Source organism: uncultured Anaerovibrio sp., from assembly GCF_947302755.1.
Taxonomy (GTDB): domain Bacteria; phylum Bacillota; class Negativicutes; order Selenomonadales; family Selenomonadaceae; genus Anaerovibrio.
Map to the genome: position 1 here is coordinate 1 of NZ_CAMYWM010000040.1, position 19,355 is coordinate 19,355.

A 19,355-nucleotide genomic window follows, 5' to 3' on the forward strand; every position below is an offset into this window, starting at 1 on the left:
TCGAACCTCCACGCCTTGCGGCACTGGATCCTAAGTCCAGCGCGTCTGCCAGTTCCGCCACGCCCGCAGCTTCATTGCAAAAAGCCCGTAAAAGCGATTTACGGCAATCATTATACTCGTTTTAAAATCTCTTGTCAATTTTTCGCCCATTTTCATAGGCAGCCATAGACAACGAAGGTGTTGTAAATTACACAGTGAGTCGTTTCCTTACCTCTTTAATGAAATATTGAAAACTTGGTGACTTATTAACATCTATATCCATACACTGCCCGATCTTTTCCGCCCATTCACATTTTTGTTTCCCAGCCTCAACAAAAGTAGGACATTCTTCCTTAAATTTTCTCATCCCGCCATCATATACTATCTCGGCTAAGATTTCCCAGGTTCCACAAATACTATCCTGACTATAACTTTTTATATAACTCATCCTTGCCTCTGGATAAGCATTTCTTATAGCCATTTCATCACCTAATAACCATGCTTCCATCTCTTCAACGGCGATACAAAATACACGGTCAATGGAAATGTTATTTTTGACAGCAACTTCTTCAAGTTCACCTCTAAATGCCTCTGTGTCTCTTGTGTCATTATCTAAAACTACGAAAACAACAGCTTCGTCGGACATGGCCTGTAAACTCTTATCAAAGCCCCTCAAATATGTTGCTAAATCATTTAACAATTTACCAGTCTTGGTTTCTTTTACAGTATTCTTGCGTGAAAAACCTCCTATACCATGAAAGTACTTGCACCCGTAAAAAACGTTCTCATGTACCATGCGCAATTTATCCATTATTTTTTCAACAAGAATCTGACCGGATTTATCTTCTATAAGAAATTGAAAATACATTATAGTACCTCACCCGAAATATTCGCTATACCATAAATCGCCAACGCTCGCACCCTCAGAATTTAAATCATTTACAAATTCATACTCGCTTGCCCGCTTTATCCTGGAAAAGCCATCGTCACTCTTTTCCAATACCCAAACCTGATTTGGAGTTAAAGCGTTCACAAAAAATGGACTATGGGTAGTTACAAACAACTGCTTTGCATAACCTGTACCCACATTTTTTTTCATCTCGATAGCTAAATCAGCCAAATACTTATGATATAATCCATTTTCAGGTTCTTCCACAAAAACTAATTGGCGTGGGTTACTTTCATGCAAAAGCAGAAAATATGCAAACAATTTTAGAGTTCCATCAGACATACGAGGTGAAAAGAAGGGTTTATCGAAGCCCTTTTGGAAAAACTCCAAAACCATTTGGCCATCAGGCCATTTTACAGGTTTTATTTGTTCAATATTAGGAATTTTATCTTGTATATCCTGCAATATCTTTTTAAACTTATCTGGATTTTCTCGAAACATATATTGTGCAACATTATTTATATTGCTTCCAGTTTTATTTAAATACGGCGATGGTGACGCAGTTTGCAGCTGTCTTGCAGCGTCTGGAGTAAAATAGCACAGATACCAGCTTTTTAAAAATAATAAAAATTTTTCTATACGTGAATATTGTTTCATTACCCCTAAGGTAACTATACCTAACGTTCTATTCTCCGAAAGTTCTACAGGCACTTTAGTTCCAACTGACTCATTCCCATCATCATCTGATTGACCTCCTTCTGAGCCTTCAAAGGCATAACCTTTTCCATCTATCAAATGGAGAAATGACAGTGGTCGACCATAACTATTGCCTGAACGTCTCTGCCGCAGACGTTCTTCTTTTATATACGGTCTATCGTTCCTATCTTTGCCAATAGTCAATTCATAGGTTATCGGCCGTGAATTTTTACTTTCCTTATAGTAAATCTCAAAATGTATTTCCTTTGCCCCACATTGTGATACAAGCTGATCAAAGCCCCCACGATTTTTTTCATCACAGGCTGTTTCCACATCAGATGAAATACAGTCGGAAATAAATCCAAAGGCGTCGGCTATGGTACTTTTCCCATTTCCGCTAGGCCCAATAATCGCAATCATATTACCTAGCTCCTCTGCATTACGGTCACTAAATAGTTTTCCCATTTTTATATCTCTTAATGAACCATAATTTTTAATTGCTATCCCCAATATTTTTCCCATGCCCTTTTCCTCCAAAATGTAAACCAAAATCTGTAATAATTATAACATTCTCATCTATTACCTCAAAACTATTTCAGACAATTAAGAAAAAAAGCCCCCTTTCAATGCTCATATTGAAAGGGGTACTGTTCCTAATCAACTTATTTACTTATCTTCATCAGCCGCATGGCCTGTTCCACCGTATCAATCATATTCTGACGGGCATTTTGAGGGTCAAGGGCTTCCTCCAGGGTAACAATCTGCCGCAAAATAGGGAAATATGCATCAATGCCATGGTCGTTGCAGGCCTTGGCCTCCGGGATTACACAGCCGGCAAAGGCTATCACCGGCTTATTGTATTTTTTGGCAATTCCGGCCACGCCAATTGGGGCCTTGCCCATAACCGTCTGGCCATCCAGCCGTCCCTCACCGGTAATAACCAAATCCGCCTCGGCAATATAGTCCTCCAGCCTGGTTTCCGCCAACACGATTCCTATTCCCGACTCCAATGCAGCATTGGTGAAGGTCAGAAAGGCAAAGCCCATGCCGCCGGCCGCCCCGGCCCCGGGAGTTGCAGCCTCAGCCTTGGCATACTTGTCCTTGGCCAGTGCAGCATATTGGGCCATCCACCTGTCCATCTGTTCGATATCCCCAGGCGTAGCACCCTTTTGTGGCCCATATATAGCACTGCAGCCCTTCTCGCCGCACAGGGGATTATTCACATCACAGGCTATGCGGAAGGTGCATTCCTTCAGCTCCGGCACCACATGCTCATCGCCGATTTGCCTCAGCTCCTTTAAGCCAACGGCCCCGAAGGAAACGGGCTCGCCCCTGTCATCCAGCATATCATAGCCCAGGGCCTGCAGCATCCCCAGCCCACCGTCATTGGTGGCACTGCCCCCAATACCAATAATAAAATGGCGACAGCCCTTGCCAATGGCGTCCAGCAGAATTTCCCCCACCCCATAGGTGGTAGTATATAACGGATTGCGCTTATTTTCGGGCACCAAGGTAATACCGGCCGCTGCGGCCATTTCCACAATGGCCGTTTTGCTCTCCGGCAAAATTCCATATTGAGCCATAACCTTATTTCCCAAAGGCCCTGTCACCTCAATAGACTGCAGCTGGCCACCCATACCCAGGGTAAGAGCCTCCACCGTACCCTCGCCGCCATCTGCCAGGGGACGCACCTTCACCTCCGCCTCCGGATACACCAGTTCAATTCCCCGCTGAATAGCCTTACCGGCCTCCAAAGAGCTGAGACTGCCCTTAAGAGAATCAATTGCAACAACAACATTCATGGTATTCACCTATGCTATCCTTTCACAACAGCCAAAATATTCCTGTACTCCTTAGTAAGATAATCCAGGATAATGTTCATCATGGCATTGGTCTTATCCCCATCCATCTGCCCATCAGCATTCATCATGCAACAGGTCAAAATCAGGCTGCCATCCGTATCGATAACGTACTTAAAGGGCTTCAGGGTAATATTCCACTTATTGACCTCTTCATAAATTCTTGCCCTATTGCCATCATTCACCACGCCGCCGGCAATTTGCACCTGCAGCATGCAGAAAGCACTTTCATCCACCACAATTATGAAGGGAATGGTGTCCCCTGCCACACTAAATGCCGAACGGAATACCGATGTTTTCAGCTGGTCGTTAAGATCCTGCCGGGTGAACATGGTCAAGTTATGACTGGTTAAATACTCCTGAAAAAGCTCTGCCTTTTTACTCATCTCTTATTCCTCCTGGTTCATTGCAATTATCCGCTGCAGCTTATCTTCATCAAGCTCATTTTCAGAATATACCTTTACACCATTTTCCTTAAGCAAGGCTGCCGTAACCCCTTCACCATCTATCTTATTACCGCTGAAGCTGCCATCATAAATCATGTCCTTGCCGCAGGATGGACTGTTGGCCTTCAAAATAGCCACCCGTACCCTGTTCTTCTTTACAATATCCAGGATTCTGTTTGCCCCCTGAAGGAAATTGACCGTCACATCCTCGCCATGCTTGTTCAATACCTTGGCACGCCCCCGCAGCACTGCCTTACCATCGCCTTCCTGCAATTCAGCTGGTGGACGCGGTATAGGAAGATGACCGGCTGATTCCGGACATATCGCCGTCAAATAGTGACTATAGCGCATCAAAAGCTCATTATCATTTGAACCGCCACTATATTTTACCCTGTTGCCCAACAGACATGATGAAACTAAAATCATAAAACTTCACACCTTGCTCATACTACAGAAGTGGGCTGATACAGTAATAGTATCAACCCACAAAATTATCTATTTAGCTTAGCTAAGCTTAACTTATTTCTTGCTTTTAAGGTACTCGTCAATGGCAGCGGCAGCCTTCTTGCCGGCTCCCATGGCCAAAATAACGGTAGCGGCACCGGTAACAATATCACCACCGGCAAAAACCCCTTCCTTGGTGGTAGCACCGGTTTCCTCATCGGCAATAATATTACCCCGCTTGTTGGTGTCCATCCCTGGGGTAGTGGAGGCCACAATAGGGTTAGGCCCATTACCGATAGCCATGATTACCGTGTCCACATCCAGCTCAAACTCAGAGCCTTCAATGGCCACTGGACGGCGACGGCCCGAGGCATCAGGCTCGCCCAGCTCCATGCGAATGCACTTCAGGGACTTCACCCAGCCGTTTTCATCACCGATGATTTCCACCGGATTATTGAGAAGCCTAAAGTCAATGCCCTCCTCCTTGGCATGATGCACTTCCTCGGCACGGGCCGGGAGTTCGGCCTCACTGCGGCGATATACGATATAAACCTTGTCAGCCCCCAGGCGCAGGGAGGTACGGGCCGCATCCATAGCCACATTACCGCCGCCAACCACAGCTACCCGCTTGCCCATGGCAATTGGGGTGGCATGATTAGGGAAATCATAGGCCTTCATAAGATTGCACCGAGTCAGGAACTCATTGGAGGAATATACGCCATTGAGGTTTTCACCCGGAATATTCATAAAATGAGGAAGCCCAGCTCCAGTGCCCACAAACACTGCATCAAAGCCCATTTCCTCCATCAGCTCATCTACGGTAAAGAGACGACCGGCAATGGAATTTACCTCAATGGTTACCCCCATCTTCTGCAGGTTGTCAATTTCCCGCTTAACGATTTTATCCTTGGGGAGACGGAATTCAGGAATACCATAGGACAGCACGCCGCCAGCCACATGAAGAGCCTCAAAAATAGTAACCCTGTACCCCTTGCGGGCCAGGTCCCCGGCACAGGTCAGACCGGATGGGCCGGCACCAATTACCGCCACCTTCTGGGCATCCAGGGCAAACTCGATAGGCTTAACCTCTTCATTCTTGTCCAGCTGATAATCCGCCACAAACCGCTCCAGACGGCCGATGGCCACAGCCTCCCCCTTATGGGTCAGAACACAGTTCTTCTCGCACTGATTTTCCTGTGGACATACGCGGCCGCAAACAGCAGGCAGGGAGCTGGATTCCTTGATAATGCTGATTGCACTGTCAAAATCCCTTTCCTTGATCTTGCCGATAAAGGCCGGAATATCAATACCTACCGGGCAGCCAGGCCGACACTGGGGATTTTTGCAGCCCAGGCAGCGGTTGGCCTCTGCCACCGCCGTTTCCTCGTCGTAGCCCAATGCTACCTCCCGAAAATTATGAGCCCGGACCTGTGGGTCCTGCTCCGGCATTTTATGCTTTTCCAATACAAGAGCCATTACCAATTACCTCCCCAGACCGATATTGCACACATGATCCTTAGCCATAGCTTCCTGTTCACGGAACATCCGGCCACGGGACATGAGGTTATTAAAATCTACCAGATGGCCATCAAATTCCGGTCCATCAACGCAGGCGAACTTCATCTCGTCGCCCACCTGTACACGGCAGCCGCCGCACATACCGGTACCATCCACCATAACAGGATTAAGGGACACAATGGTCTTGATCCCCAATGGACGGGTGGCATCGCAAACGCTCTTCATCATGATACCAGGGCCGATAGCCGTCACCTGATTAATCTTCTCACCGCGGTCCACCAGCTGCTGCAGGGCCGTGGTAACAAACCCCTTAACACCATATGAACCATCATCGGTAGCCACAATTACCTCATCGGAAATAGCCCGCATCTTATCCTCAAAAATCAGAATATCCTTGGTCTTGGCTCCCATGATGGAAATAACCTTGTTTCCTGCCTCATGCATAGCCCGGGCAATTGGATAAACCGGAGCCACGCCAATACCGCCACCGATACAAACGATGGTACCCATATCACCGGAAATCTCGGAGGGCTGACCCAGAGGACCAGCAAAGTCCACAATGGACTCCCCCTCCTTCAGGGCACTGAGCTGCATGGTGGAGGCCCCCAAAACCTGGAAAATCAGGGTAATGGTCCCCTTTTCCACATCAAAATCCGCAATGGTAAGGGGAATACGCTCCCCCTCCTCATTGACCCGCAATACAATAAACTGGCCGGCCCTGGCCTTTTTGGCCACCCGTGGAGCCTCAATATCCATGTGGAATATACCAGGAGACAGCTCCTCTTTATACACGATTTTAAACATACTCTACTCTCCTCTATATATACTTAACATAACACACCCTGAAGATATGCTTCCAAATTACTCTTGATGGGCATGAGATACAGATTGGCATCCCGTTCCTGGACGAACCTCAATGCCTTTCTGGAAAACTCAATGCTCCATTCCAGAGTAGGACGGAAGCCTTTAGGGAAAATTACATTATTTTTCAGCTCCCAATAGCTCCGGGAACGCTCGGACATCACCGGGGATACCCCCCAATACACATTCTGGCCCTCCAGCATATCCGCATACATTTCCATGAAGCGAATATCAAAGAAGGGCTGGGTAAAGAAGCCCACGGCTCCCGCCTGCAGCTTGCGCTGAATGCGATACAGCTCCTGACGCATACTGCCCCGATACTGGTCAATACCGGCATAAACCTTTACCTCCGGCATCTCCTGATGAAATTTGGAAATAACATCAGTGGTAACCGTGGGATAAAATTTGTGGCTCATATCCTGGGGAGGATCCCCCTCAATAACCAGCACCTCGGTTATACCGCTTTGACGAAGCTCCGGCCGCATGGACAGCGGCTGGGATAAATCCACATCAATAGCTCTGATATGAGGCATTACCGCTGGAAAAAATTCCTGGGCAAGGGCCGCCCCCTGCCAGCTCCGCATCTCAAAGCGCAGCAGGTCAGGAATATTGATCAGCTCCACCCCCGGAGCATTCTTCTTCACTATCTGCAAGTCCTCCCGCAATCCCTCAGGGCTGCGGGGAATAAGTTCAACGGAAATTCTAGCCAAATCCTTCACTTCTTTTCCACTTAATCCTCAGAATAAACCGGTAATCCTACCGTTTACATCTATATCCATGTTCTCAGCCGCCGGCTTCTTCGGCAGCCCCGGCATGGTGAGAATATCTCCGGTAAGGGCCACGATAAAGCCTGCTCCCGCCGATATTCTAAGCTCCTTAACCGTAATTTTAAAGCCCCGTGGCCGCCCCAGCTTCGTTGGATCGTCAGACAATGAATACTGGGTCTTGGCCATGCAAACCGGCATCTTATCCAACCCAAGCTCCTCAATTTCCTTCAGCTGCTTCATGGCAGGGCCAGTAAATACAACACCATCGCCACCGTAAACCCGTTTAACAATGGCCTCAATCTTATCCGGAATGGACTGGTCCACCTCATAGGTGAAATTAAAGCTGTTAGGCTTCTCCGTAGCGGCCAATACCTTCTCAGCCAGGGCAATGCCCCCTTTGCCACCCTTGGCCCATACCTCAGACAGGGCCACCTCGGCACCAAGCTCATTGCACTTCTTCTCAACGAAATCCAGTTCTTCCTTGGTATCAGTCGGGAAAGCATTAATAGCTACCACAGCAGGAAGGCCAAAGGCCTTAACGGTTTCAATATGCTTAATCAGATTTTCGAGGCCTTTTTCCAATGCGGACATATCAACCTTGCCAAGCTCAGCCTTTGGCAAGCCGCCATGCATTTTCAGGGCCCGAACCGTGGCCACAATAACCACAGCCGAAGGCTTGAGACCGGCAAAGCGGCACTTAATATCCAGGAATTTCTCAGCACCAAGGTCAGCACCGAAGCCGGCCTCAGTAACCACTATATCAGCAAATTTTAAAGCAAATTTAGTTGCCATAACGGAATTACAGCCATGGGCAATATTGGCAAATGGTCCGCCATGAATAAGGGCCGGCGTCCCCTCCAAGGTCTGTACCAAATTAGGCTTGATGGCATCCTTGAAGAGCAGGGTAAGTGCCCCTGTTACATTAAGCTCATCAGCCCGCACAGCCCGGCCATCTCTGGTATAGGCCACCACAATTTGACCTAGGCGTTTCTTCATGTCCTCCAGGTCCGTGGCCAGGCACAAAATAGCCATCATCTCCGAAGCAACTGTTATATCAAAGCCCGTCTCCCGCGGAACGCCGTGGGCCTTGCCTCCCATGCCGATAACCACATGACGGAGGGCCCGGTCATTCAGGTCCAGTACCCGCTTCCAGGCTACCCGGCGAACATCTATATCCAGGGCATTCCCCTGCTGAATGTGATTGTCAATAACTGCCGCCAGCAGATTGTGGGCTGTGGTAATAGCGTGAAAATCACCGGTAAAATGCAGGTTGATATCCTCCATAGGCACCACCTGAGCATAACCGCCGCCAGCTGCTCCACCCTTTAAGCCAAAGCACGGCCCAAGGGAGGGCTCCCGCAGGGCAACAGCAATATTCTTGCCCATTTTATGAAAGGCATCTGCCAAACCAACACTGGTGGTGGTCTTTCCCTCTCCCGCCGGAGTAGGATTAATTGCAGTAACCAAAATCAGCTTGCCATCCTCATTGTCCTTTACCTTGTTCCAGGCATCAAGAGAAATCTTAGCCTTATACTTACCATACAGCTCCAAATCATCCTCGGCAATGCTTAGAGCCTTGGCAACCTGGGTTATGGGCTGCATTTTGGCTTCCTGGGCAATCTCAACATCAGTTTTCATTTAGCATCCTCCTAAAATCCAATCCAACAATCCCGCATACAACATGTGTAAATATACACTGCACCATTATACTATAAAAATAGCATCATGCCAACAAATAGAGCAGCCTTCACACAAGATTTGAAATTTTGCCATTACATGAATATTGATAAATATTGAAAATTGCGTTTGATTTATGCCAAAATGATGGTATAATCTAAAAAGATATCTGATTGAGAATATAGAGAGTGTGATTATATGAATTTTGAATTAAAGCTTATGGAATCTTATAACGATGGCTTATCCAAGGGCATTATCAAGGGGGAAAATGCCGCCAATCGCCGTACTGCTATGCGCATGATAAAAGCCGGTGAGCCTATGGAAAAAATTATCCAATACACCAGTCTGTCCGAGGAGGAAATTCAGGTATTGGTGGGTCAGGCCCATTAATTTGTATTTTCGTCAAAGGTAACGATCAAAGGACCAGAGCTGAGTCGCTGTACTCTGCTTTGGTCCTTTTTCTTCGCCTTGAATTAAGCGATGTTATTGATAATCCAGGCCAATAAATGGTCTTCCACGGCGCAGCCAATGTGTTGGGCGATTTTTTTTGTGTCGTCATGGGCATTGGCCGGTGCCACCCCAATATCCGCGGCCGCCAGCATTTCGTTGTCATTCAGATAGTCGCCACAGGCAATAATGGTGATGCCCGGCAGCTGCTCCCTGATGCAGGACAGCATGGAGCCCTTGGAAACCTCCTTGGCTACAAACTCATAATAATTATCCTCTGAATAAAAGCCATTGGCCAGATCGGCTACCCCCATTTTTTCCGCCAGGGCCACGTATTGCTCCAGATTGGCGTGCCTGTCACAGGCAAAAAATTTCAACCAGGGCGTCCTGGCCGTATCGGTAAGCTGGTTTAAATCCGTGTGACAATAGCTGTAAAATTCGTTGGGCAATCGGGGGTCATCATTGGCCGCCGGTGTAATGATATGACAGTGCTCAGCCGTATAGACCTCCAAGCAGGCGGCGGGAAAATCCTGCAGAGCCTGCCGGGCAAACTGGGGCCACAGCCCCTGATTATCCCCGGCCGTCAAGGGCAGGGTTTTGATGACCCGTTTCTTCTCCCAATCGTACAGCATGGCTCCGTTAAAGAATACCGATGGGGCATTAATGGGCAAGCCCTCCACATAGCCGGCCGCCGCTTCCGGGGTACGGCCGGTGGCAATGGCAAAGCGTCCGCCCTCCTCCACAAAATGGGCAATGGCGGCCTTATTTTCCTGGGAAATCACGCCTCCCCGGGGAATTAAGGTACCATCCAAATCCGAAATTATCATTTTGCCTGTATATTTTCCCATACTCACTACTCCTCATCACAGCTCGTTATAGCTTAATACCAACGGTTATTTCCTGCATAAACGCCTTTGGCGTAGTATGCAGATACTTTTTAAAGGCCTGGGTGAAATTCTTGTAATCACCAAAGCCCGTCTGCTCAGCCACCTCATAGACCCGCCAGGTACCGGCCTGCAGCAGCTCAATGGCCTGCTTTAGGCGATATTGGGTCAGAAGTCCTCCGAAGCTCAGCCCTGTTTCCTCCTTTAGCTTCCTTGACAGATAGCTGGCGGAAACCCCCAGTTCCTCAGCCATGGCCTCACCGCTCAGCCGCCCCTTGAAGTCCCTCTCGATGCGCTTCAGCACCGCCTGCACATAAGGATTTCCCGTATGATAAGCCGCCCTCAGGCCCTCATCCCAGGATAAATCCTCCCCCTTGTCATTCTCCCGTTGCTTATTGATTTTGTCCAGGGCCTTGGTCAAATCCGTCTCATTAACCGGCTTCAGCAGGTAGTCGCATACCTCCAGCTGTAAGGCCCGCTGGGCATAGGAAAAATCCGCGTAGCTGGTGAGATAGATTATTTTGGCCGGATTGCCCATGGACTGCAGAGCCTCTGTCATGGCAATGCCATCCATCACCGGCATCCGTATATCCGTCAGCACCACATCGGGCCTGGTGGCCTTAATAACCTCCAGTGCCTCCTTACCGTTGGCAGCCTCCCCCACCACCTTGGCCCCCATTTTCAGCCAATCAATGGTACACACCAGACCACGGCGGATTATCTCTTCGTCTTCCACAATTACCAGATTAAGCATCCTTCTTCTCCTTCTTTGTTAAAGGCAGACTCAGGCGGATTTCCGTGCCGCCCTCCGGTGGACAGTGCAGGGTCAAGCCATAGCTTGTACCATAAATCAACTGCAACCGCCGCTGTACATTAAACAGGCCCCAATGTCCCGTGTCATTTTCACTGCTGTCCAGCAGCTTCCGCAATTGGTTCAGCTTATCCTCGTCCATGCCCTGACCGGCATCCTTCACCAGCACATGTAAATGGCCGTCCCGTATCTGTACTTTAAAGCAAATCGCCAATTTCCCGTATTCATCCTCACCATATTTAATGGCGTTTTCCAATAATGGCTGACAAAGCAGCTTGGGTACAAAAACCGATCGGGCGGCTGGCTCAATGCTGGCATTAAATTCCAGCCGGCTGCCAAAGCGGTACTGCTGGATTTTCATATAGCTTTCCAGATATTTTATATCCTCCTGAAACTCCACCTGCTGTCCGCTGCTGGTAATACTGTACCTCAGCAGGGCGGACAGGGCCACAATCATCTCCGTGGCCGCCTCTGGGTCCAGGCGCACCATAAACTTGATATTTTCCAGGGTATTGAACAAAAAATGGGGATTGAACTGGGACTCCAGCTCACGGAGCTCCGCAATAACCGTCAAATCATCCATGGCCTGGGTGGTCAGCTTGCTTTCCCGGGCTATGCTGCGCAAAATAAGGGGAACCATGAGCAATATGGCCAGCAATATGGCCCCGGCACCGATGGCATAGCGCACCAGCAGGTCAGACACCTCCGTTACCGCCTGAAGCCTATAGGTCTCGCCGCCAAAATCTATATCCTGCTGTGTAAGGTAATAAATGCCATTGTCAGCAGACACCAGACCGTCGCGGTTATTGGCAAACTCCCCCTGGACCTTGCGGTGGTTCACCACCTTGTCGGCCGCCTTTACCAGTCGGGCATTATCCAGTCTGTCAGTGAGAATGATGCCTGTCTGGCCATCCCCAGCCAGCTGCTGAAGATAATCAGCTGACAAAACGTAAATTATAAAGCCCGCCACCTGTCCATTGATGGAAACGGCCTGACCGCAGATTAAATCCTGGCCGCCGGAGCGTGGCAGAAATTCCTGCTGTGCCACATCAGGACGGGCATACAGTCGGGACAATATCCCCCAATCCTGCTCCACAGGGGGTAAATCCACTGACATTTTATCCTTGCTGCCCAAAATAATCCTGCCCCGGGTATCCAGGAGATAAAACTCCACCCCCCGATAGCTGGTGTCGTGATTAAGTTGGGCAAAGGCCTTAGCCCGCAGGGCCCTGTCACTGTTCCAGAGAGCAATATCCGGCGCTGAGCCCAAAAATTCAGCTTCCACCTCAGCACGCTGCAAAAATTCCTGACTGACATTGGACAAAACATCTGCCGCCAGCTCCCGTGCCTCATGATTTACCCGAATAACGGCATACCGCCAGCTGTCCAGCATTAAAAGTACCCCCAAAAAGACCATAATAAGCACAGGGACCAAGGCATACCAGGCCAAAGCCCGCTGCAGGCGGGATTCAAAATAACGGTGCATGAGGGGCCGCTCCTTTCGCATAAAATGATACCTTATCCAGGTGGAGCTTTTGCCACAGCTGAATTAAGTTGAATTGTACCGTTTTATTTTTTTTAAAAGCTACTATTACATATTATAACGCCATTGTTCAAATAATAAAATAGCGTGAAAAGCCAGCTGCCTGAATATCAGGTCGGGGCCCTTCACGCTATATAATTAACTGCTTACTGTCAGAAGCTTACTGCACGCTGGTGAAGATATCCTTGAACTTATCCAGCCATGCCTTCTTGTTCTTGTTTACTACTTCCTCATTATCGGTAATGGACTTAATCTCAGCCTTTGGCAGCAGACCTACCGGTGCATCAACATCGTCCCGGACACTGCGGCGATGGAGCTGCTGGGTGATGAGGGTCTGGGCCTTCTTGCTGGTGATGAAGTCGATGAACTTCTTGGCATTTTCCATATGCTTGGCATTCTTGATGATATAGATACCATCCGGCTTGGAAATAACGCCTTCCTTCATGTAAACCAGCTTTACTGGGGCACCATCAGCAACGTATTTTGCGCCGCCCTCTTCAAAGGTGAGGCCTACGGCATACTCGCCATCAGCAACGCCCTTGTATACAGCGGAGGAACCGGACAACAGCTTGCCGTCCAGGTTCTTGGCCAGATTGGTTACATAATCCCAACCCTTGTCAGGGTCACCCTTGCCCATTGCATAGAGCATATTAATCAGATGCTCATAGGAGGAAGAAGACTTGGACGGATCGGCAAAGGCGATTCTGCCCTTGAGAGCCGGATTCAGCAGATCCTCATAGCCCTCTACCTTTACATCGCCAATGAGGTTCGTGTTAATCATGATAACACTTGGAATATCGGTGAAGCGGGTAATGGAGCCTTCAACATTCTTGAAATCCTTCTGAATATGGTCTTCATTAACGGAACGGTATTCCTCAAAGAGAGCAGCCTTAGGCTTTACCGTGGACAGGGAACCGCCCCAGAAGATATCAGCCAGAGGATTGGCTTTTTCCGATTCCACACGCTTCAAAAGCTCTCCGGTACCAGCGGCCACTACTTCTACCTTTACGCCGCTTTCCTTCTCAAACTCCTCAACCAATGGATTGATAAAGGCCAGCGGATGTGGGCAGTAGATAACAACCTTGTTCTCGTCACTGCCAGCAGATTTTGCTGCATCCTTGGAGTCACCACCGCCGCAGCCAGCCAGGCCGATGGTGAGCATTGCCGCACCTAACAGTCCGGCAATAATTTTTTTCAGCTTCATAATGAAACCTCCCCTTAAAAAATGTTATAGTACTATAACGCCATTGTTCATGTTTTGTGTCACAAAACCTCCCATTTAGCGTTTTCGACGGATTTGGCCCGTCATAACGTAACATCCCGGCGACCGGACACCTTGAAGAAGATAACCATAGCCGTGATAGTCGTTATCGTAAGAATAGTGGACAGGGCCGCAGCCGTACCGTAGCTGGCACGGATAACCTCGGTATAAATCGCAACCGACATGGTTTTCGTGGCTCCTGTAAAGAGGATAACCGATGAACTCAATTCATTAATAGCCGTAATCCAGGAAATGATGGCACCACTCATAACACCAGGCAGCATCATTACCGCCGTAACCTTGAAGAAGGTCTTCACCGGTGAAGCTCCCAGGCTTATAGAGGCCTCCTCCAGGCTCGGACTCAGCTGATAGAGAATAGCCGAGCTGGAACGCAGAGTGTACGGCAATCGACGGATAACCAGGGAAATGATAATAATCAGCGCCGTACCGGACAGGAGCATGGGGTCATCATTAAAGGCCAGCAGCAGGGTAATACCCAGTACAGAGCCCGGAATAATATACGGGAACATGGTCAGGGTATCAATAATATCCGTGAGCCAGCTCTTCTTGCGGGTGGTCAGATAAGCCACCGTCATGCCCAGGAATACAATTACGGCCATGGCCGCCGTACTGAACAGATAGGTATTGGAAATAGCCGTCCCCAGTGAGCCGAAAATTGTCCGATAGCTGTCCAGTGAATAGCCGTCTACAAAAATAGCTCCGTTGGTCTTAAGGAAGGAGGTATAAATAACCACCAGCTGTGGAATCATGGACAATGCCACCAAGGAGTAGATACAAAGGTGCATAATGATGTTCTTAATGCCCTTCATTTCGCCCACCGGCAAAGGACGCAGAGAACTCATGGTAAAGGATTTCTTATTCACCACATATTTCTGCAGCATGAAAATCATGGAGGTAATCAGAACCATAATGGCTGCCATAGCCGCAGCAAAGTTGGCCTGGTCACCAACCTCATTGATGAACTCCGAATATATCATAACCGGCATAACGTTGAAGCCCTCACCAATCAGCATTGGTGTACCGAAGTCAGCCATGGCATTCATAAATACCATCAACGCACCGGCCAAAATCGTCGGCGTAATCAGCGGCAGCATAATGGTAACCACCTTTTTTATACCACTGCAGCCCAGGCTCTCTGCCGCCTCAATCAGGGCCGAATCAATATTCTTCATGGCCCCGGCCACATAGAGATATATAAAAGGATAAAGCTTCAGGGTCAGAACCAGCAATATTCCGGCAAAGCCGTAAATCGACGGGAAATCGATTCCCATACTAGCCAGCCATTGGGTCAGAATACCGCTGCGGCCGCCAATCAAAATCCAGGAATAGGCACCAATAAATGGTGGCGACAAAAGGGAAATGATAATGCATATTTCCACAATACTTTTCCCCCGAACCTTGAATAGGGTCATAAAATAGGCCAGGGCCGTACCAAGAATTACTGCCAGCACCGTCACACAGGTGGTAACACTGAAGCTGTTCAGCATGGACTGGTAATAATACTTCCGCTCAAAGAAGTGGGTAAAGTTCTCCATGGTGAATTCCCCGGTCATGGCATCCTGGAATGCACTTAGGAACAGGGAGAACAACGGATATATCAAAAACAGACCAAAGATAATAATGGAAAGAAGGGTTATCCAAGCCCAGAAGTCCCATTGGAATTTCTTATTCATTTTCCACCACACCTTCCATCAGGCTCTTGCTGCCATCTGCCCGGAATACGTTAATCTTGGCCGCATTTGGTTTCAAATAGACTGTATCGCCGATTTCCAGAACCCGCTCTGCATGGCCCAAATCCTGGCTGTATTCAATGGCCGGCTGATCAGGAACTAGCATATCATCAGGGAAGCCCAGTCCGTAGGTGATGTACTTCCCAAGGAACACCTTGGTTTTAATAGTACATTTCACTCCCTGGCCCTCGCCGCAGATGGAAAATTCCTCCGGACGCACGGCAATAGTCACATCATCGCCAATTTTGGCCTCATCACCCAGGGTAGTCATCGGCAGAACAAAGCCGTCTGCAAAGACCACTGCCTTGCCGCCGCCAGCTTCCTCTATGCGGCCCTTAAAGAGATTGGAATGGCCGATAAAAGTGGCTACAAACACATTATAGGGTCGGGTATAAATGGTATGGGGTGTACCCGTCTGCTGGATAACGCCCTTCTTCATAACGGCGATTCGGTCCGAAATAGCCAGGGCCTCCTCCTGGTCATGGGTTACATAAACCGTGGTAATGCCCACCTGCTTCTGAACCTCCCGAATGGCCGAACGCATTTCCACACGCAGCTTGGCATCCAGATTGGACAACGGCTCGTCCATCAGCAGCACGCTGGGATGAATAACAATGGCCCGGGCCAGTGCCACACGCTGCTGCTGACCACCGGACAACCGCTCCGGCAATCTGTCCTGGTACTCCGTAATCTGGACCACATCCAGGATCCTGTCCACCTTGGTCTTCATCTCATCCTTTGGCATATCCCGGAGCTTCAAACCATACTCCACATTTTCCCGCACGGTCAAATGGGGGAAAATAGCATAGCTTTGGAATACCATGCCGATATTGCGCTTATGAGCCGGAATATCATTGATTACCTGGTCATTGAACCGGATTTGACCGCCCTCAATGCTGTTAAACCCGGCAATCATCCGCAAAAGCGTGGTCTTTCCACAGCCCGAAGGCCCCAACAGGGTGAAGAACTCACCGTTTTTAATATTCTGGGTCAGCTGCGGTATAATGGTCAAATCCCCGTATCTTTTAACCACTTTATCCGCTGTAATGGCAACACTCATTGCCCTCTCCTCCATTCGTGTTTCATATTGTTTTCTTACTATATGCTTATTTTACCGTCTGTAATAATAACAAACAATCCAAAATATCGTATAAATGTCAGCAAAAATGAACCTGATACAGAGAACCATTTAGGGCAAGCCTTAGGTAAAATTCAACTAAATTCAGGTGGAGTTAAAGCTCCACCTGATTAAGCTATCATTTTATCAATAGCATTTCAGCTTTTCCTTCAAGGCACAGGTGGCGCACAAATACTCAAAATGCCCATGCCCCGTAATATTGGAAACATAGATCTTCTCCACCTTTTCCTCAGAACCACACCGAACGCATTTCTTCTCCTTGGACAGCACCTTTTTCAGCTTTTCCAACATAGACATCCCCCCTGATTAGTCCACGTCATCCATTATGGCTAACTGTAAATAAGTATTGGCCCTGGAACAGCCCACATACATAATTCTTTGCTGCAGAGGATCCTCCAGTCTGCTTTTCCTGCCATCAATAAGCAAAACTGCCTTGGCTTCCAGCCCCTTGAACTTTCGCACAGAGGTAAACCAGACCTTCCCCCTTTCCTGTACCTCGGACACAGGCAAGCCACCCAGCCTATCCGCCTTTAAGTAGCTGTGCTTTACACTTCCTACAGTCAGGATTACAAAATCATCCGTATCAACCCCCTGACCCCGCATTTCCCGGACAAATTTATCAGCAATCCCAACGAGCTGTTTATCACTCCTGTAATAATCCGTCCGGGGCTCCAGCCCATGTATCTCATTAACATAGCTGTTCAGCTTTAAACCAATTATCTCCCCGGCCATCCGGCCAATCTCGGCCGTATTACGGCAATTTTTGTACAGCACCAGCCGGCACTCAGCATTCTTTTCAATCCACTCAGGTTTCTTTTTCTGCATAATGTATTGATTGCGGTCATAGAACACATAAAAGATGCCCTCATTTACCTCGGCCAGAAATGCCAGATGCTCCAATAGCTGGTCACTCACATCCTGCCCTTCATCCACCACGATATTTGGATATGCCCACCGTTCATCATCATATACCTTGGCAAAAAACGCCTCAAATGCCGGAATTACCTTACTTATGGCCATTGAGGTATCCTCCATAAGCTCCTCGGCCAGGGTTCGCACGTTGTGAAAGGTAATATGCTCATGGTCATAATCACTGTTGCGCAGATGCTTGAACAGAAATTCGTTGAAGCACAAGTATAGCACCTTTTTCCCCTGCTCCGCCAGCATCTTGGCCTTTTGTACCGCCAATAGTGTTTTTCCAGTTCCCGCAGGGCCATGAATAGCCGCCATAGGCTGCTCCTGCAAAAAATGCAAAATTGCCCCCTGCCGCCGGGTCATCTGGATATAGTTTTCCTTTTCCTCCCTTGCATAGCTGGAGACGGATTCCACAATATCAAAGGCAGGCATGAGAAATTTAATTATCTCCTTAAATTCCCCCTGATTAAGCTCCTGACGCTTATTCATATTATCCTGCCAAAACTCAAAGGCCCTGTCCAATGCCTTTTCCGGATAATCCAATGCGGACTCGTCCAGCAATATATCAGAGGTCACCTCCGGCGGCAGGGGAACACTGCTGGAAAAATGGGCGGAGGTAAACCACACCGCCCGGCCAATCATATAATCCCGAAATCTGGTACCAAATTTCCCACGCAAGAGATTATGGACCCTGTGCTGACTCTCAGCCGCCTGCCCCAGGGGATCAATTAACTTCTCCTCCCCGGTCAGCCGATTCGTCTGTATCCACTGGCCATCACGGAAGGAAATTCCCCCAGCCTTAACCTCAATGGACAAAATGCCCTTTCGCGGATGCAGCACAAGAAAATCCGCTTCCCCCTCACTGCGGTACTGTTGGCTCGTTCCCAGCCAGCGATAGGAATAGAACACTGTATAATCATTATTTAAGGTACCAAGAGCCTCATAAACCAGCTTCTCACCCTGGCTGTTATGAAAATCTTGTACTTTTGATGGATACATTTTAGCCATTATCTTCTCCCGGTAAAAATTTAAACAATAAACTTTTTTACAGTAGAATTTCCCTTTATGTCATTTATTCACCCAATACTGAATGTATTCAACTTCTTCATCAAAAATCCTGCTTATACCAATAATTCCTCCATTATTATCCTTTGCTTCACTTTACATTGCCGTAAGTATAACGCACCCTTTACTAAAATAGGTTTCCTCCCGGGCAACCTATGATTTTGTATTACATGACAGAAGGGATATTACAGCCAAACAATTATACATGATATATTCTATAAATTTATATTTCTATTCTTTTTTTCTTAATATTTATTTGATATATTTAAGATTTTGTTTTATAATATTAAATAAATATATGTGTTACATTTATTTCTTGTATAGTAACCATCACTCCACCAACAAACCATTTCATGTTATAATTTATTTAACGCAAAGGAGATATACCAATGAAAGACCAGCGT

Annotated in this window: 18 protein-coding genes; 1 reads left to right on the forward strand and 17 read right to left on the reverse strand. The window is 48.0% G+C overall.

What is annotated here, in order from left to right; translation table 11 throughout:
- Positions 1–187: 187 nt before the first annotated feature.
- From Q0Y54_RS05610 to Q0Y54_RS05650, 9 genes are all read right to left on the reverse strand, one after another.
- Positions 188–847: a DUF4276 family protein gene (locus tag Q0Y54_RS05610; protein WP_297965131.1), complete on the reverse strand. Its 660-nt coding sequence runs from the start codon at positions 845–847 to the stop codon at positions 188–190.
- Between the two features lie 9 nt (positions 848–856).
- Positions 857–2,086: an AAA family ATPase gene (locus Q0Y54_RS05615; RefSeq protein WP_297965133.1), complete on the reverse strand. Its 1,230-nt coding sequence runs from the start codon at positions 2,084–2,086 to the stop codon at positions 857–859.
- A 140-nt stretch (positions 2,087–2,226) separates the two neighbouring features.
- Complete coding sequence (locus Q0Y54_RS05620) at positions 2,227–3,366, reverse strand: glycerate kinase (protein WP_297965135.1); 1,140 nt, start codon at positions 3,364–3,366, stop codon at positions 2,227–2,229.
- Between the two features lie 14 nt (positions 3,367–3,380).
- On the reverse strand, positions 3,381–3,809 hold the full coding sequence (locus tag Q0Y54_RS05625; RefSeq protein ID WP_297965137.1) for a hypothetical protein: 429 nt from the start codon (positions 3,807–3,809) through the stop codon (positions 3,381–3,383).
- A 3-nt stretch (positions 3,810–3,812) separates the two neighbouring features.
- A complete protein-coding gene (locus Q0Y54_RS05630; protein WP_297965139.1) occupies positions 3,813–4,295 on the reverse strand; it encodes a DUF523 domain-containing protein in 483 nt (160 codons plus the stop codon).
- Positions 4,296–4,388: 93 nt separating this feature from the next.
- The gene (gltA, locus tag Q0Y54_RS05635; protein WP_297965141.1) at positions 4,389–5,789 is read right to left on the reverse strand and encodes an NADPH-dependent glutamate synthase; all 1,401 of its coding nucleotides are present in this window, start codon (positions 5,787–5,789) and stop codon (positions 4,389–4,391) included.
- 6 nt (positions 5,790–5,795) lie between these two features.
- Positions 5,796–6,635 (reverse strand): sulfide/dihydroorotate dehydrogenase-like FAD/NAD-binding protein, encoded by an 840-nt coding sequence (locus tag Q0Y54_RS05640; RefSeq protein ID WP_297965143.1) that lies wholly within the window; start codon positions 6,633–6,635, stop codon positions 5,796–5,798.
- A gap of 23 nt (positions 6,636–6,658) precedes the next feature.
- Positions 6,659–7,411 (reverse strand): methylenetetrahydrofolate reductase, encoded by a 753-nt coding sequence (locus tag Q0Y54_RS05645; RefSeq protein WP_366072347.1) that lies wholly within the window; start codon positions 7,409–7,411, stop codon positions 6,659–6,661.
- Positions 7,412–7,429: 18 nt separating this feature from the next.
- On the reverse strand, positions 7,430–9,097 hold the full coding sequence (locus tag Q0Y54_RS05650) for a formate--tetrahydrofolate ligase (RefSeq protein ID WP_297965145.1): 1,668 nt from the start codon (positions 9,095–9,097) through the stop codon (positions 7,430–7,432).
- 237 nt (positions 9,098–9,334) lie between these two features.
- Between Q0Y54_RS05650 and Q0Y54_RS05655 the strand changes: the two genes are divergently transcribed.
- Positions 9,335–9,526, forward strand: a complete 192-nt coding sequence (locus Q0Y54_RS05655) for a hypothetical protein (RefSeq protein WP_297965147.1) — start codon at positions 9,335–9,337, stop codon at positions 9,524–9,526.
- Between the two features lie 83 nt (positions 9,527–9,609).
- Here Q0Y54_RS05655 and Q0Y54_RS05660 read toward each other — a convergent pair whose 3' ends face one another.
- The 8 genes from Q0Y54_RS05660 to Q0Y54_RS05695 all read right to left on the reverse strand — a co-directional run bounded on the left by Q0Y54_RS05660 (position 9,610) and on the right by Q0Y54_RS05695 (position 18,894).
- On the reverse strand, positions 9,610–10,431 hold the full coding sequence (locus tag Q0Y54_RS05660; protein ID WP_297965149.1) for an HAD-IIB family hydrolase: 822 nt from the start codon (positions 10,429–10,431) through the stop codon (positions 9,610–9,612).
- Between the two features lie 25 nt (positions 10,432–10,456).
- On the reverse strand, positions 10,457–11,221 hold the full coding sequence (locus tag Q0Y54_RS05665) for a response regulator (RefSeq protein WP_297965151.1): 765 nt from the start codon (positions 11,219–11,221) through the stop codon (positions 10,457–10,459).
- On the reverse strand, positions 11,214–12,764 hold the full coding sequence (locus tag Q0Y54_RS05670) for a histidine kinase (protein ID WP_297965153.1): 1,551 nt from the start codon (positions 12,762–12,764) through the stop codon (positions 11,214–11,216). The genes Q0Y54_RS05665 and Q0Y54_RS05670 overlap by 8 nt, the downstream gene beginning before the upstream one ends.
- Before the next feature lie 217 nt (positions 12,765–12,981).
- Positions 12,982–14,025: an ABC transporter substrate-binding protein gene (locus tag Q0Y54_RS05675; protein WP_297965156.1), complete on the reverse strand. Its 1,044-nt coding sequence runs from the start codon at positions 14,023–14,025 to the stop codon at positions 12,982–12,984.
- Between the two features lie 101 nt (positions 14,026–14,126).
- Positions 14,127–15,776: an iron ABC transporter permease gene (locus Q0Y54_RS05680; protein ID WP_297965158.1), complete on the reverse strand. Its 1,650-nt coding sequence runs from the start codon at positions 15,774–15,776 to the stop codon at positions 14,127–14,129.
- Positions 15,769–16,893 (reverse strand): ABC transporter ATP-binding protein, encoded by a 1,125-nt coding sequence (locus Q0Y54_RS05685; RefSeq protein WP_297965160.1) that lies wholly within the window; start codon positions 16,891–16,893, stop codon positions 15,769–15,771. The genes Q0Y54_RS05680 and Q0Y54_RS05685 overlap by 8 nt, the downstream gene beginning before the upstream one ends.
- A 204-nt stretch (positions 16,894–17,097) precedes the next feature.
- Positions 17,098–17,262: a hypothetical protein gene (locus tag Q0Y54_RS05690; protein ID WP_297965162.1), complete on the reverse strand. Its 165-nt coding sequence runs from the start codon at positions 17,260–17,262 to the stop codon at positions 17,098–17,100.
- Positions 17,263–17,277: 15 nt separating this feature from the next.
- Complete coding sequence (locus tag Q0Y54_RS05695; RefSeq protein ID WP_297965164.1) at positions 17,278–18,894, reverse strand: NERD domain-containing protein; 1,617 nt, start codon at positions 18,892–18,894, stop codon at positions 17,278–17,280.
- Between the last annotated feature and the right edge of the window lie 461 nt (positions 18,895–19,355).

Coding starts and splice junctions, on each gene's coding strand:
- Q0Y54_RS05625 (WP_297965137.1), bottom strand. CDS start 3,809: ATGAGTAAAAAGGCAGAGCTTTTTCAGGAGTATTTAACCAGTCATAAC.
- Q0Y54_RS05610 (WP_297965131.1), bottom strand. CDS start 847: ATGTATTTTCAATTTCTTATAGAAGATAAATCCGGTCAGATTCTTGTT.
- Q0Y54_RS05665 (WP_297965151.1), bottom strand. CDS start 11,221: ATGCTTAATCTGGTAATTGTGGAAGACGAAGAGATAATCCGCCGTGGT.
- Q0Y54_RS05675 (WP_297965156.1), bottom strand. CDS start 14,025: ATGAAGCTGAAAAAAATTATTGCCGGACTGTTAGGTGCGGCAATGCTC.
- Q0Y54_RS05660 (WP_297965149.1), bottom strand. CDS start 10,431: ATGGGAAAATATACAGGCAAAATGATAATTTCGGATTTGGATGGTACC.
- Q0Y54_RS05650 (WP_297965145.1), bottom strand. CDS start 9,097: ATGAAAACTGATGTTGAGATTGCCCAGGAAGCCAAAATGCAGCCCATA.
- Q0Y54_RS05655 (WP_297965147.1), top strand. CDS start 9,335: ATGAATTTTGAATTAAAGCTTATGGAATCTTATAACGATGGCTTATCC.
- Q0Y54_RS05685 (WP_297965160.1), bottom strand. CDS start 16,893: ATGAGTGTTGCCATTACAGCGGATAAAGTGGTTAAAAGATACGGGGAT.
- Q0Y54_RS05680 (WP_297965158.1), bottom strand. CDS start 15,776: ATGAATAAGAAATTCCAATGGGACTTCTGGGCTTGGATAACCCTTCTT.
- Q0Y54_RS05640 (WP_297965143.1), bottom strand. CDS start 6,635: ATGTTTAAAATCGTGTATAAAGAGGAGCTGTCTCCTGGTATATTCCAC.
- Q0Y54_RS05630 (WP_297965139.1), bottom strand. CDS start 4,295: ATGATTTTAGTTTCATCATGTCTGTTGGGCAACAGGGTAAAATATAGT.
- Q0Y54_RS05670 (WP_297965153.1), bottom strand. CDS start 12,764: ATGCACCGTTATTTTGAATCCCGCCTGCAGCGGGCTTTGGCCTGGTAT.
- Q0Y54_RS05620 (WP_297965135.1), bottom strand. CDS start 3,366: ATGAATGTTGTTGTTGCAATTGATTCTCTTAAGGGCAGTCTCAGCTCT.
- gltA (WP_297965141.1), bottom strand. CDS start 5,789: ATGGCTCTTGTATTGGAAAAGCATAAAATGCCGGAGCAGGACCCACAG.
- Q0Y54_RS05615 (WP_297965133.1), bottom strand. CDS start 2,086: ATGGGAAAAATATTGGGGATAGCAATTAAAAATTATGGTTCATTAAGA.
- Q0Y54_RS05695 (WP_297965164.1), bottom strand. CDS start 18,894: ATGGCTAAAATGTATCCATCAAAAGTACAAGATTTTCATAACAGCCAG.
- Q0Y54_RS05690 (WP_297965162.1), bottom strand. CDS start 17,262: ATGTTGGAAAAGCTGAAAAAGGTGCTGTCCAAGGAGAAGAAATGCGTT.